At 44.3% G+C, this 12,622-nt stretch carries 12 protein-coding genes; 9 read left to right on the top strand and 3 right to left on the bottom strand.

Annotated elements, in window-relative coordinates; translation table 11 throughout:
- Window positions 1-4: 4 nt before the first annotated feature.
- The gene (locus BMW86_RS06800; RefSeq protein WP_089783585.1) at window positions 5-706 is read left to right on the top strand and encodes an RsmE family RNA methyltransferase; all 702 of its coding nucleotides are present in this window, start codon (window positions 5-7) and stop codon (window positions 704-706) included.
- On the opposite strand, the gene BMW86_RS06795 is transcribed toward BMW86_RS06800, so the two are convergent.
- Complete coding sequence (locus BMW86_RS06795; RefSeq protein ID WP_089780206.1) at window positions 699-1,721, bottom strand: quinone-dependent dihydroorotate dehydrogenase; 1,023 nt, start codon at window positions 1,719-1,721, stop codon at window positions 699-701. The two genes, BMW86_RS06800 and BMW86_RS06795, sit on opposite strands and share 8 nt — an antisense overlap.
- A 70-nt stretch (window positions 1,722-1,791) precedes the next feature.
- Between BMW86_RS06795 and BMW86_RS06790 the strand changes: the two genes are divergently transcribed.
- The 4 genes from BMW86_RS06790 to BMW86_RS06775 all read left to right on the top strand — a co-directional run bounded on the left by BMW86_RS06790 (window position 1,792) and on the right by BMW86_RS06775 (window position 6,865).
- On the top strand, window positions 1,792-2,304 hold the full coding sequence (locus BMW86_RS06790; RefSeq protein WP_089780204.1) for an RNA polymerase sigma-70 factor: 513 nt from the start codon (window positions 1,792-1,794) through the stop codon (window positions 2,302-2,304).
- A 104-nt stretch (window positions 2,305-2,408) separates the two neighbouring features.
- Window positions 2,409-3,380, top strand: coding sequence for a FecR domain-containing protein (locus tag BMW86_RS06785; protein ID WP_089780202.1), 972 nt, complete (start codon window positions 2,409-2,411; stop codon window positions 3,378-3,380).
- 10 nt (window positions 3,381-3,390) lie between these two features.
- Window positions 3,391-5,994: a TonB-dependent receptor gene (locus tag BMW86_RS06780; protein ID WP_177189174.1), complete on the top strand. Its 2,604-nt coding sequence runs from the start codon at window positions 3,391-3,393 to the stop codon at window positions 5,992-5,994.
- Between the two features lie 4 nt (window positions 5,995-5,998).
- Window positions 5,999-6,865 carry a DUF4249 domain-containing protein gene (locus BMW86_RS06775; RefSeq protein ID WP_089780198.1) on the top strand — a complete coding sequence of 289 codons (867 nt, stop codon included), beginning with the start codon at window positions 5,999-6,001 and terminating at the stop codon, window positions 6,863-6,865.
- A gap of 5 nt (window positions 6,866-6,870) precedes the next feature.
- Here BMW86_RS06775 and BMW86_RS06770 read toward each other — a convergent pair whose 3' ends face one another.
- On the bottom strand, window positions 6,871-7,122 hold the full coding sequence (locus BMW86_RS06770; RefSeq protein WP_089780196.1) for a hypothetical protein: 252 nt from the start codon (window positions 7,120-7,122) through the stop codon (window positions 6,871-6,873).
- Window positions 7,123-7,585: 463 nt separating this feature from the next.
- Between BMW86_RS06770 and BMW86_RS06765 the strand changes: the two genes are divergently transcribed.
- From BMW86_RS06765 to BMW86_RS06750, 4 genes are read left to right on the top strand one after another with little or no spacing between them, the layout of a single operon-like run.
- Complete coding sequence (locus tag BMW86_RS06765; RefSeq protein ID WP_089780194.1) at window positions 7,586-8,404, top strand: heme/hemin ABC transporter substrate-binding protein; 819 nt, start codon at window positions 7,586-7,588, stop codon at window positions 8,402-8,404.
- Window positions 8,401-9,444: a FecCD family ABC transporter permease gene (locus tag BMW86_RS06760; RefSeq protein WP_089780192.1), complete on the top strand. Its 1,044-nt coding sequence runs from the start codon at window positions 8,401-8,403 to the stop codon at window positions 9,442-9,444. The genes BMW86_RS06765 and BMW86_RS06760 overlap by 4 nt, the downstream gene beginning before the upstream one ends.
- Window positions 9,444-10,289, top strand: a complete 846-nt coding sequence (locus BMW86_RS06755; RefSeq protein ID WP_089780190.1) for a heme ABC transporter ATP-binding protein — start codon at window positions 9,444-9,446, stop codon at window positions 10,287-10,289. The genes BMW86_RS06760 and BMW86_RS06755 overlap by 1 nt, the downstream gene beginning before the upstream one ends.
- A 2-nt stretch (window positions 10,290-10,291) precedes the next feature.
- Window positions 10,292-11,323: a hemin-degrading factor gene (locus BMW86_RS06750; protein WP_089780188.1), complete on the top strand. Its 1,032-nt coding sequence runs from the start codon at window positions 10,292-10,294 to the stop codon at window positions 11,321-11,323.
- Between the two features lie 258 nt (window positions 11,324-11,581).
- Here BMW86_RS06750 and BMW86_RS06745 read toward each other — a convergent pair whose 3' ends face one another.
- Window positions 11,582-12,514 (bottom strand): glycoside hydrolase family 16 protein, encoded by a 933-nt coding sequence (locus tag BMW86_RS06745; RefSeq protein ID WP_089780186.1) that lies wholly within the window; start codon window positions 12,512-12,514, stop codon window positions 11,582-11,584.
- Between the last annotated feature and the right edge of the window lie 108 nt (window positions 12,515-12,622).

Below are 12,622 nucleotides of genomic sequence, written 5' to 3'. Positions count from 1 at the left end.
AGATATGTTTTACGCAAAAGATATTTCTCCGCAGGCAGATAGTTATACAATGGATGAACCTACTTCCAAGTATTGTATCATGGTGTTACGGCATACTGCCGGGGATGAAGTGTTGCTGACAGATGGCCGTGGGGGGCGTTATACGGCTGTGATTACAGACGATAACAGGAAGAAATGTGTGCTGAAGATTACCTTATATACGTTGATGCCGCCGGTTGCCAGTCCTGTGAGGATAGCGATTTCTTTTACCAAGAATACTTCCCGGATAGAGTGGTTCCTTGAAAAGGCAACGGAGATAGGGGTGCAAATGGTGTTGCCGTTGGTGAGTCAGCGTACGGAGAAGGAAAAATTCAGAGCAGACCGTTTTGAGAATATATTGGTATCAGCTATGCTGCAATCGCAGCAGTATTATTTACCGGAGCTGGCAGCGCCGGTTTCTTTTGATAAGCTGATACAGCAACCGGGGGCGGATCAGTTGTTTATCGCGCATTGTTTACCCGAAGAGAAGGCGCATTTGTGGCAGGCCATGCAGGCAGGGAAAGATAGTCTGATGCTGATAGGGCCAGAAGGCGATTTTACGCCGGAGGAGATAAAGGCAGCACTGGGGCTTGGTTTCAAGCCTGTGTCCCTGGGTAATACCCGGCTGCGTACGGAAACAGCCGGGGTAGTAGCCTGTACTATGATGAATGCGGTGAATGTTATTTAAGTCCTGTGCAGATTTTCTTTACGATAGTAGGACCTTCATATACAAATCCTGTGTATACCTGTACCAGGGAGGCTCCTGCATCTAACTTCTCCTGTGCATCAGCAGCAGTAAAAATCCCTCCTACAGCAATGATAGGGATGTTCCCGTTAGTATGCTGATGGATGTATTTAATCACTTGTGTTGCCCTTTCCTTTACAGGCAGTCCGCTTAATCCACCGGCACCGATAGCGGTTACTTCGTTCTCAGGTGTTTGTAATCCTTCCCGGCTGATAGTCGTATTGGTAGCAACGATACCTGCCAGTTTAGTTTCCTGTATAATTTCTATGATATCATCCAGCTGGCTGTCCGTTAAATCAGGAGCAATCTTCAGCAGGATAGGTTTAGGCTTGGTTTTAAGGGAGTTTAATGTTTGCAGATGATGCAGCAATTGTTTCAGCGGTTCTTTTTCCTGTAATGCGCGGAGATTGGGCGTATTGGGAGAGCTGACATTTACTACGAAATAATCTACCACATCAAATAAGGCATGGAAACATTTCTCATAATCGCTGATGGCTTCCTCATTAGGTGTAATCTTGTTCTTGCCGATGTTACCACCTATGATGATATCTGAGCGACGTTTCTGCAGGCGTTTAGCTGCGGCTACGGCTCCACCGTTATTAAAGCCCATACGGTTGATGAGCGCCTTATCTGCCGGAAGACGGAATAAGCGGGGCTGATCGTTACCTGGTTGAGCCACAGGTGTTACAGTACCTATTTCCACAAAGCCGAATCCCAGACTGGCCAGTTCATCTGTATATTTAGCGTCTTTATCGAAACCCGCTGCCAGTCCTACCGGATTTTTGAATGTAAGTCCCCAGAGTGTTTTTTCCAGGTCTTTACGTGCAGGCATACAATATGTGTGTACCAGTTTTCGTCCCATAGGCAGGCTGTGCAGAACTTGCAGGCCTTTCATTACCTGGTAATGAATATTTTCCGGCGGGAAACGGAATAATAAGTTTCTGAGAAGGTTGTACATGCGGGCACAAATATAATATTTGTAATCGCATTGATCTTTACGCCGGAGTATTATTTTTGTAACTGTTACCATGCTCGACCGCCACACATTAGAAGCCATCTTTAAAGAACATCATGCCCATTGCCTGGCTTTTGCCCTGCATTATACCGGTGATGCACATAACGCCGAAGAGGTAATTCAGCAGGTATTCCTGCGGTTATGGGAGAAACGTGCGACCATTGAGATTACAGGGGGGACCAAATCCTATCTTTTTGCTGCTATCCGTAATACGGCCATTAGTAACTGGCGGAAGGAGACGGTACGTCTGGAAAAGGAGAATGTTGCCGGGACTTTCCGTTTTGCGGATTTGTCCGTCCAATCTCCTGTGTGGGAGCTGGAACGGTTATATCAGCAGGCATTAGACCTACTGCCGGAACGTTGCCGGGAAGTGTTTGTGTTAAGCCGGCAACAGCAGCTGAAGTATTCCGAAATAGCTGAAGTGATGAATATCTCTGTGAAAACGGTGGAGAACCAGATGGGGAAGGCGTTAAAGATCCTGCATAAGGAGTTAAGGGAGTATTTGAATAGTGTGCTGCTGTTTTAAAAGGGTAGGCAAAGTACGCGGTTAATGTAAATTTTTATCCCCGTAGGGGAATCTTCCTTCCACCCGCGTCAGATATATATCGTTTAAACCACACTGACTTGACTATGCTCTATTCTGAAGAAGCATTATATACCCTGCTGTGCAAATATGTGCTTTCCGAAGCGGATGCGGAAGAGCGCCTGTGGGTGGAAGAATGGCTACAGACGGACTCTCGGCATCCACAACTCCTGGCGGCCCTGGAAAAGGTACTGAGGCAGATCCCGTACAAGGAAGATGCAGTAGCTGCAGAAATCGCCTGGCAGCGGTTGAGTGCTAAAATGGAAGGAAACAGCTGGATGGAAGAAACTAACCCGATAGAAGAGCGCCTCCAGATAGAGCCAAAGCGCAATACCTGGTGGATGGCCGCCGCCATATTCGTGCTGGCAGCAGGAGCCGGCTTATGGTGGATAGCTGGAAGGAGTAACAGGTCAGAGACGTTTACCGGGCCGGTAATGGCACAACTGAAGGATGGCTCTACCATAGAACTGGATAGCCTGGCGCAGTTAGAGGTATTACCTGGTTTTGGCAACAGGCAGCGCCTGGTAAAATTAACGGGTAAAGCAGTATTTGATGTAACGCCGGACGCTGTTCATCCGTTTATTGTGAAACTGGGAGAGCGGGAAGTAAAAGTGCTGGGAACAAAATTTACTATAGACTGTACAGATAAGGGGTTTTTACGTGTGCATGTGAACAGCGGCAGGGTGATGGTGAAGGATAACAGGGATAGCGTGGTATTATCCACAGGAATGTTGCTGGAGCATCAGGCAGGGCAATCTGCTAAAGTAGCAGGACATGTGATGAATGCGGAAAAGAAAGAGCTGGTGTTTGCTGACACGCCACTGAGTGAAGTATTACAAACGATCGCTGTAGTATATAATAAAGAAGTAACTGTGGATAGTGTGTTACTGGGTTTACCGGTTACAGCTACTTTTACCGGGGAACCGGTAGAAAATGTACTGTCGGCCATTACATTTATGACCAATACAACAATTATACAGCATGCCTCAGGTATTGAGTTGAAGAAGCATGAAGAATAAACAGTCGTCTATGATGGGAAAAGTACTGCTGTGGATGCTGCTGATAGGCATTCCTGGGCAGGTGTTTGCGTGGGACTGGCACACAAAGGTAACTGTCGCCATACATGAACAGCCTTTACAGGTTGTATGTGAATTGCTTGAACAGCAGTATGGAATTCATTTTTCATATAGCAGGGATATTGTAAACCTGTCGCGCAAAGTAACCGTGACAGCACAGGACAAGCCGCTCAGGGATTTGCTGGATGAGATCTTCTCTCCTTTTGATATTTACTTTGCACGCATAGGCGGGCAGATCGTATTAACCGTGAAAAAAGACCCGCAACGTACAGTCAGCGGATATGTAGAGGATGTACGTACCGGTGAGCGGTTAATAGGGGCTACGGTTTACTCGCCTGTACAGCGGGTAGGAACGACCACTAATCAATATGGATTTTTCAGTCTTACATTGCCGAAGGATACCTGTAGCTTACAGATAACATACATAGGGTATGGTTCTTTCCGGTTACCGGTAACAGGTTTAAATAAGAAGCAGGTCATTGTCTCTTTACAACCCCTGAATAGTTTACAGGAAGTAGTTATTACAGAAACGCAACTGGACAGGCAACCCGGGCAAATGCAGATGAGCAGGATTAATGTGCCGGTGTCTGATATAAAGTCTATGCCCCGTTTATTGGGAGAAGCAGATGTGATGCGCACGATTGCTGCACTGCCCGGAGTATCCGGTGGTATTGAAGGTGGCGGGGCATTGAATGTAAGAGGTGGCAGCCCTGATCAGAATCTTATCCTGCTGGATGGAACACCTGTCTTTAATACTTCTCATCTTCTTGGTATTTTTTCTGTGTTTAATCCTGATATCGTAAAGAGTGCAGATTTTTATAAGGGCGCTTTTCCTGCACGTTATGGTGGACGATTGTCCTCTGTAGTAGATATCTCAACTAAGGACGGAGATATGCAGCATGTACACGGAGAAGCGGCAATAGGGCTGATTGCAGCCAAAGCAATGGTAGAAGGGCCTATCAAAAAAGATAAAACATCTTTTGTTGTCTCTGCCCGCCGTTCGTATACAGATCTCCTGTTGAATAATTCCTATGTTAAAGATGATGATGATGACCAGAGAAAAAATGATGTCAACATTTATTTTTATGATGCGAATGTGAAGCTCAATCATATTTTCTCCGCTAGAGACCGGATTTATATTAGTGTATATAAGGGAGAGGATAAGTTTTCTATGAAAAGAAATGATAATGCAGATAATACCCTTACGCATTTCGACTGGGGCAATACAACTGGTACGTTGCGCTGGAATCATATCTTTAATCCACGTTTGTTTGCCAATGCTACGGTGAATTATTCCCAGTATACTTTTTCTACTTCTTATACTTATGATTATGCTGCTGATAATAGTAGTGATGCTATTCATCTTTATGGGAAATATTATTCAAGGATAAAGGATGCTGTTGTTAAGCTGGACTTTGAATACAGACCGAATCCTGCGCATACGGTGAAATTTGGATTGGGGAGGATCGCACATACTTTTAATCCCGGAGAATCTATTTTAGAAAATTATTCAGGTACACAAACGCCTTTGGATACTTCTTATAATGATGAAGCAACAAGGGGAAAAGAAATGCTGTTGTATGCAGAAGATGAATGGAATATTACTTCTTCGCTACAGGTAAATGCAGGATTACATGTTTCTGGTTTTGTAGTAGATAAAATGTGGTATAATTCTGTGCAGCCAAGACTGGGTATCCGTTACCAGCTGCCACGTCGCTGGACAGTGAAGATGTCCTATACGCATATGAACCAGTACCTGCACCTGTTAACGAACAGCGTTACCAGTTTGCCAACGGATTTATGGGTGCCATCTACCAGCAAGGTGAAGCCCATGTTTTCTAAACAGACAGCTGTTGGTATCTGCAAAACAAGCAGTAATAATATGTTTTCATATTCTGTAGAAGCGTATTACAAGACGATGGATAATGTGATAGAATATAAAGACAATACTTCCCTGTTTAATACATCAGGGAAGAAATGGGATGAGCAGGTAGCGGTAGGGACAGGCCGTAGTTATGGTGGAGAAGTATTGCTGGAAAAGAAAAAAGGAAAGCTGAAAGGATGGATAGGATATACACTGGCATGGTCTGACAGGCAATTTGCCAATGTGAATGACGGACAGGCATTTCCTTATAAATATGATCGCAGGCATGATGTGGAAGTAGTGATTACAAGACAACTGGGTAAACGCTGGGAAGTATCTGCCAGTTGGGAATATACATCAGGGTTACCACTGACTTTACCTACTGCCAGTTATGAAGGGGTGAATGGTTCGTCTCCCTGGGATGCATCTCCCTATGCGCCGATCCTGGACCATATGGGTAAGCGGAATGAGTTCCGCGGCAGGGATCAGCACCGGCTGGACCTGAGTGCTACTTATACAAAGAAGAAAAAGTTATGGGTGAGGAGCTGGACATTCAGTTTATATAATGCCTATAATCAACCGAATCCTTTTTATTATACTGTTGTAACGGACAGGGTTAAACAGGAACGTTATCTCGCAGAGGTGAGTATCCTTCCTATTTTACCAAGTGTTACTTACGCGATAAAATTTTAAAGTTATGCGTTTCGTGTATTCCATCTTGTTAGTATTGATTTTTACTGCATGCCAAAAAGAATCTAAAATTTATATTCCTTATGATGGAGATAAGATTGTATTGAACAGTCTGATTCAACCGGATAGTCTTATTTATATACGGGTAACACAGAGTAAGGAAGTACGGGAGTATGGTAACCTGCAATTTCCTGAACTGAGCAATGCTACAATAACACTGTATGAAAATGGGATAGCGTTACCTACGCCTCAGCGGCAGGTCATTAATGGTTATGGTTATTATGTATCGGCAGGTGTAGCGCAGGAAGGAAAACAGTATAGTATTGGGGTGGAATACAAGGGGCTGGCTTCCGTAAGTGCGGCAGACAGTACACCGGCGCGTCCGGTAATTAAAGATGCACGTGCACAGCGGAGTATCAGCCGGCTGCGTTTTATCTTGAGTGATAATCCGGCTGAAACAAATTATTACAGCATCCGCTTTTTTAATGCAGACAGTGTGAACGGAGCGCTGGTCATTAACAGGACTGATACCCTGAGATGCCGTCTGGACCCTGGGTTTGAAAATAACTTTGTCGATATAATAGGCAATAATTACTATAGTGAGATTATCGTTTCTGATGAGCGGATTAATGGAAAGGAGACTTCATTTGTAATGCAGACACAAAAGCAATTAACAACCTCACATATTGTTTTAGAGGTGAGGGGCTTGACTGAAGGTGCATATAAATATCTCCTGGCCACATATACCCAACGGCAAGATGAAGGTAATCCCGATGTAACTTTTGATCCTGTTAATATCTACTCTAATGTGCAGAATGGCTATGGCATTGTAGCTGGTGTAAATGCAAGAGTGCTGTCGTTTAAGGTGGAATGACAAGCCTACTCTTCTACATAATATTTCGCTATAATTTCATTCAGTTTACATGACAATTTCACACACTCCGCAATAATAGTTGTGTCCAGTTCCGTATATCCCGCCGATTCCAGATGATAGATCTGAGGATAGATAGAAGATATCAGTCTTTTTGTAGCAGTGATCAACCCATCCTGCAGGTTGACCAATCTTTGTTGTTCGCACATCGCATCCTGGTAATAAGGCGATAGCGGGTTCAGTAATTCATCCCAGTCCATGGGCAGTGTTTTTTCAGATGATCAGGTAAAGCATTTATGAATTAACAACCATTGAGAGAGTTTGGTTTAACCTCTGCCTATATTTATATTTCCTTTTGCGTAAAGATTGTCATGAAATTTTCCCGAATTGATAAATAGATTACATTTCTATGACGTAGCTTTGCATTACTCAACTACTCCGCCACACCTGTCAGTCCTTCGTAAGGTATGATCCGCATGCCTTTACGAGATTGCTGATCCATTTATTTACGACAAGTAATAACACCGGAATGTCATAAAGTTCCGTAAGGGAATGCTATTGTGCCAATGCAGCACTTTATGGCCTTTTAGTGTCTGAAATACATTTATCAAGATACTTGCCGGAGCATGGCGGAGTAAAAATGCTTCCGGTGAGCCGATGGCTGGCCCTAACCCCGGGTAAGGTCAGCCATTAATTTTCTCATCTATCAACACTATATTAATAATGAACCGTTATCTGATTATATTATTTTCTTTGCTGTCTTTGAATGTACATGCACAGAAACGTATCGTATCCCTCAATGGGGCTGTAACAGAAATTGTTTGTGCGCTTGGATTTGAAAAAACACTGGTAGGTGTGGATGTTACCAGTACTTATCCCGCTTCCATGCAGCAGGTACCTAAAGTAGGGCATAACCGTAATATCTCTGCTGAGCCGGTACTGGCCTTGCATCCGGACCTTATTCTGGCAACAGATAATTTCATTCAGCCAACTGTCATTGATCAGTTTAAAAATGTAGGTGTAAAGACCGTCCTGTTAAAACAGGAATTTTCTGTAGAAGGCACAAAAAAACTAATTACTGAGATTGCTGCTGCTTTGCAGGTCCCTGCCAAAGGTGTTGCCTTGTGCAAACAACTGGATAAGGAACAGAAAGAGCTGCATATTGCTACTTTGGATAAAAAGGTATTATTTATATACGCCCGAGGAGCCGGTACTATGATGGTGGCGGGTAAAGAAACCCCACTGGATAAAATCATAGGGCTGGCAGGCGCAAAGAATGCGGCTACCGGGTTTAATGATTTTAAGCCGTTGACGCCGGAAGCGCTGGTAACAGCTAATCCTGATGTGATCCTGATGTTTGATGACGGACTGAAAAGTATGGGTGGAGTAGATGGGCTGCTGAAAGTACAGGGCATCCCACAAACGAATGCCGGTAAACAGAAAAAGGTAATAGTGATGGATGGACAGTTGCTGACGGGCTTTGGTCCGAGAGTAATACAGGCTGTAAAGGAATTATCTGAAAAACTGAAGGTAGCAGCGTGATTAAAAGTCTGAGCATTTCCTTTTTAACGATACTACTCATATTAGTAATCCTGATAGCTACGGGTACAGGTGCTATGCATATGTCGCCCTTACAGGTACTGGCCATATTACTGGAACGTACGGGAATTCATCTGCCGGTGGCATATGAAGAGAATATGTCGGGGGTATTATGGATGATACGTTTGCCAAGGGTAATACTGGGCGTATTAATAGGCGCAGGACTGGGAGTAGCAGGAGCCGCTTTTCAGGGGCTTTTTCGTAATCCCCTTGCCGATCCGGGCCTGATAGGTATCAGCTCTGGTGCATCTATGGCTGCGGTGGTCATGATCATTATACAAAATGCTTTGCCCATCTTTCATAGTGTGCCTGCTTTGAATTTCTATGCGTTAAATCTGGCTGCATTCGGAGGCGCTGTTATTACTACACTGTTTATTTTCCGTGTGGCACGTACCGGCGGGCAGGCGGTTGTATCTACGATGCTGCTGGCAGGAATTGCTGTAAGAGCGTTGTGTGAGTCTGTAACAGGACTGATGACATATCTGGCAAATAATGAACAGCTGCGTAGTATTACTTTCTGGTCGCTGGGAAGTCTTGGTGGTGCCAGCTGGCAAACTGTGCTGGGTGTGTTGCCTTTCATCGTTATACCACTGATATTATTACCACGACTGGCACCTGCATTAAACTTATTATCACTGGGAGAAAGGGAAGCGATGCATAGCGGAGTGAAGGTACCGCGTCTTAAAACACAACTGATCGTACTGGCAACGATGGCTGTAGCAGCGGGTGTGGCAGTGGCCGGGATCATTGGGTTTATCGGTTTGATAGTACCGCATATTGTGCGGCAGTTCACCGGACCGGATTACCGGATACTGGTACCAGGCGCTGCATTAGCAGGGGCGGTGTTATTGAGTGTTGCAGATTTATTGTGTCGTACTATTGTAGCGCCGGCAGAATTACCGGTAGGGATTATTACTGCTATCATTGGAGCACCTTTTTTTATATGGCTGATTATTAAAGAGAAGAAAACAATCATTGCATAATGCTGCGTGTAAAGGATATATCACTCATGTTGGGTAAAGCCGGCATCCTGAACAAGGTTTCACTGGAAGCCGGGGCAGGAGAGCTTTGTGTGATCATGGGGGCGAATGGTGCTGGTAAGTCTTCCCTGTTGAAAGTAATAGCGGGAGAGTATGAGCATTACCGCGGGAGTGTAAACATAGCAGGTAATGAATTGAGAAATATGCCGATAGCTGAACAGGCAAGGAAGCGTGCTGTACTTTCCCAGCAGTTCAATTTAAATCAGCCTTTCCCGGTAATAGATGTAGTGAGCATGGGGCGTTTTGTTTATGGCTCACATTTATCTGTACTGGATAAAGAAATTATCACCTGCGCATTAAAGACGATGCAGGTATACAACTTAAAAGACCGTACTTACCCTACTTTATCAGGAGGGCAGAAGCAACGCGTACAAATGGCGCGGGTGCTGGCACAACTGCTGGAAGAGCCGGACATATACGCTGTAAACTACGCAGGGAAAAAGATGTTATTACTGGATGAACCGGTGACAGGAATGGACATCCTTCATCAGCAGTTAGCCCTGCAACTGGCTACTACGCTGGCTGCACAGGGGGTACTGGTAATAGCCGTATTACATGATTTTCAACTGGCAGCTGCATATGCCCAGCGTCTTTTTTTACTGAAAGACGGGAGCTTGTACGCGACTGGTAGTGTAGAAGAAGTTTTTACACCACAACACATAAAACATTGTTTTGGTGTGGATGTTGCAGTTCTGCAACACCCGCACTGTAACTATCCGCTGGTAGTTTCCGCCGCTGCCGCCGGGTTATTTCAATCACCAGCCGTTATGGCAATAAACGAATTGTAAACATGAACGCAACTGCAACGCCAACATTAAAAGAACAATGGATCGCTTTCCGGGAACAAAACCCTAAAACAAGGATACGTGATGCGGCGACTCAGCTAAAGGCGAGTGAAGGAGAACTGGTGGCTGCCTGTACAGGTGCTGCTGTGCAGCATCTGAGAAATGAATTTCCTGCTTTTATACAGCGTATGAAAGAACTGGGAAAAGTGATGGTACTTACACGCAATGAAAATTGTGTGATAGAACGCAAAGGGATCTTTGAAATAATCAATACTGAAAATAAACATGTAGGTACTGTATTGGGTAAAGATATTGACCTGCGTATGTTTTTCTCCCGCTGGAAGTTTGGCTTTGCGGTGAATGATGATGAAGCTACAGGATTTAAAAAATCATGGCAGATATTTGATGCACAGGGGAATGCTGTGATCAAAATATACCCTACAGATCTTACGGATGTTACTGCATGGGATTTACTGGGGAAAGATTTTGCTGCTGCGGAACAACCGGGTAATATTACTGTTAGCCCTGCTGCTGCACCTGCTGTATATACACAGGATGTGGATGCAACTGCTTTCCTGCAGGACTGGTCATCATTACAGGATACACACGACTTCTTCCCTATGCTGATGAAGTATAAAGTATCCCGTGTACACGCGTTGGAAATTGCTGCGGGTAAGTTTGCCCGTCGTGTAGCCAATGATTGTGTGAAAGCAATTCTGGAAGATGCTGCTGCAAGCGGATTAGAGATTATGGTGTTTGTAGGTAATCCCGGCAATATTGAAATTCATACCGGGCCGGTAAATAAGATCCTGGAAATCCCTTCCTGGATTAATGTGATGGACCCTGATTTCAATCTGCATTTAAAAACAGATGCTATCGCACAATGCTGGGTAGTAGAAAAACCTTCTGTGGATGGAGTCGTTACTTCTGTAGAAGTGTTTGATGCAGCAGGAGAAATGATCGTACAGTTTTTTGGAAAGCGTAAACCAGGATCTCCTGAACTGGAAGACTGGCGCACGTTGACAAAGAAATTATAACAAAACCTAATAGGCTCCGTTAGGAGCCTCGTGTTTGTAGTGTACAAATTAAACAACAAAGCACAGACTCCGTTAGGAGTCCCCTAATATTCGCTTTTAGGGGACTCCTCACGGAGTCTATTGTAGAGGATAAAAACGTTTGCTACAAACACGGGGCTCCTAACGGAGCCTATTATGTAGATAAAAATTAAAGGCCCGTTTCCTCAAACGGGCCTTCGTCTACCTTAACCTTAACATGAACTATTAAAGCGACTTTAATTATTTAGTATATACTCTTACCCAGTCGATATAAGTAGTACCTACCTGTATCTTGGAAGTATCGAGGTTCTCGAAGTTATCTCCACCTACAGCAGCGTTCAGCGCTATGCGTTGCAGTTTACCGAACATGCTTTTGATGAATCCACCACCGCCGGTAGCATCGCCGGTGTATTTAGTGTTTACTATTTTACCATCCAGTAAGAACTGCAGGGTATCTTTCTGCCAGATAGATTCGTATACGTGATAGCAGGTAGTCAAATCAACAGTAGAGGTAATAACTGCACCATCTTTAGCAGTGATTTCTTCCGGTTCTCCGGATGTAGCACCATACCAGTAATCGGTAGTGTATACTTTAGGGTATTGGCCCTGTGATTCGAGGATATCTATTTCACCATTGGTAGGCCAGTCATCACCATATGTCCAGAAAGCAGGCCACATACCGTAACCAGCTGCCAGTTTGATACGTGCAGAGAAGCGTACTTTAGGGGTAGTTGTATTTGCAGAGAAATAGGTGTTGCTTTCAAGTCTGCCGGAAGTGTATTTAAACGTCTTCTGAGTAGAATTGTCAGGATCTGTAGCTCCTCTTACGGTTTCTTTTTTAGCAGTCAGTACCAGTTTACCATCTACGATAGTAACGTTGGCCGGTTTGTAGAGTTGTAACTCGTTATTATAGGCACCGCTATTCCATACCTGCCATTTGCTGAGGTCTGATGTAGCGAATTCTTCTCCGAATACTTTTTTATAACCCTGGGCCAGGATGGGAGCATCGGTCTGGTCGTAGTCGCAGATCCCTGTGGCTGATACATTTACTACGGCTTCTGTGAGCGGGGTGGGTTTTTGATCTATTTTATTGTTGTCTTTAGTACAGCTGGTTAAGCTTACTAAAGCGGTTACTGAACAGGTAAGTATGCTTGCGGCAATCGTTTTTCTCATAAAAATTGGTTTTTAGGTTATTGCAGGCTTCCTGTTAAAATGGCCATTTTTTCATATGCCTACCATAAAGACATCTGAAAAAGGTTAAACATTGATGCCTGGGAAAGA

The sequence above is a fragment of the Chitinophaga sp. YR573 genome (assembly GCF_900110995.1).
Lineage (GTDB): Bacteria > Bacteroidota > Bacteroidia > Chitinophagales > Chitinophagaceae > Chitinophaga.
The sequence above is the reverse complement of the archived record's forward strand: the minus strand, read 5'-3'. Positions and strand labels throughout refer to the sequence as shown.

What these genes read in the sequence shown, in the direction of transcription:
- BMW86_RS06800 (WP_089783585.1), top strand. Translation starts at nt 5, where the DNA reads ATGTTTTACGCAAAAGATATTTCTCCGCAGGCAGATAGTTATACAATG.
- BMW86_RS06795 (WP_089780206.1), bottom strand. Translation starts at nt 1,721, where the DNA reads ATGTACAACCTTCTCAGAAACTTATTATTCCGTTTCCCGCCGGAAAAT.
- BMW86_RS06790 (WP_089780204.1), top strand. Translation starts at nt 1,792, where the DNA reads ATGCTCGACCGCCACACATTAGAAGCCATCTTTAAAGAACATCATGCC.
- BMW86_RS06785 (WP_089780202.1), top strand. Translation starts at nt 2,409, where the DNA reads ATGCTCTATTCTGAAGAAGCATTATATACCCTGCTGTGCAAATATGTG.
- BMW86_RS06780 (WP_177189174.1), top strand. Translation starts at nt 3,391, where the DNA reads ATGATGGGAAAAGTACTGCTGTGGATGCTGCTGATAGGCATTCCTGGG.
- BMW86_RS06775 (WP_089780198.1), top strand. Translation starts at nt 5,999, where the DNA reads ATGCGTTTCGTGTATTCCATCTTGTTAGTATTGATTTTTACTGCATGC.
- BMW86_RS06770 (WP_089780196.1), bottom strand. Translation starts at nt 7,122, where the DNA reads ATGGACTGGGATGAATTACTGAACCCGCTATCGCCTTATTACCAGGAT.
- BMW86_RS06765 (WP_089780194.1), top strand. Translation starts at nt 7,586, where the DNA reads ATGAACCGTTATCTGATTATATTATTTTCTTTGCTGTCTTTGAATGTA.
- BMW86_RS06755 (WP_089780190.1), top strand. Translation starts at nt 9,444, where the DNA reads ATGCTGCGTGTAAAGGATATATCACTCATGTTGGGTAAAGCCGGCATC.
- BMW86_RS06750 (WP_089780188.1), top strand. Translation starts at nt 10,292, where the DNA reads ATGAACGCAACTGCAACGCCAACATTAAAAGAACAATGGATCGCTTTC.
- BMW86_RS06745 (WP_089780186.1), bottom strand. Translation starts at nt 12,514, where the DNA reads ATGAGAAAAACGATTGCCGCAAGCATACTTACCTGTTCAGTAACCGCT.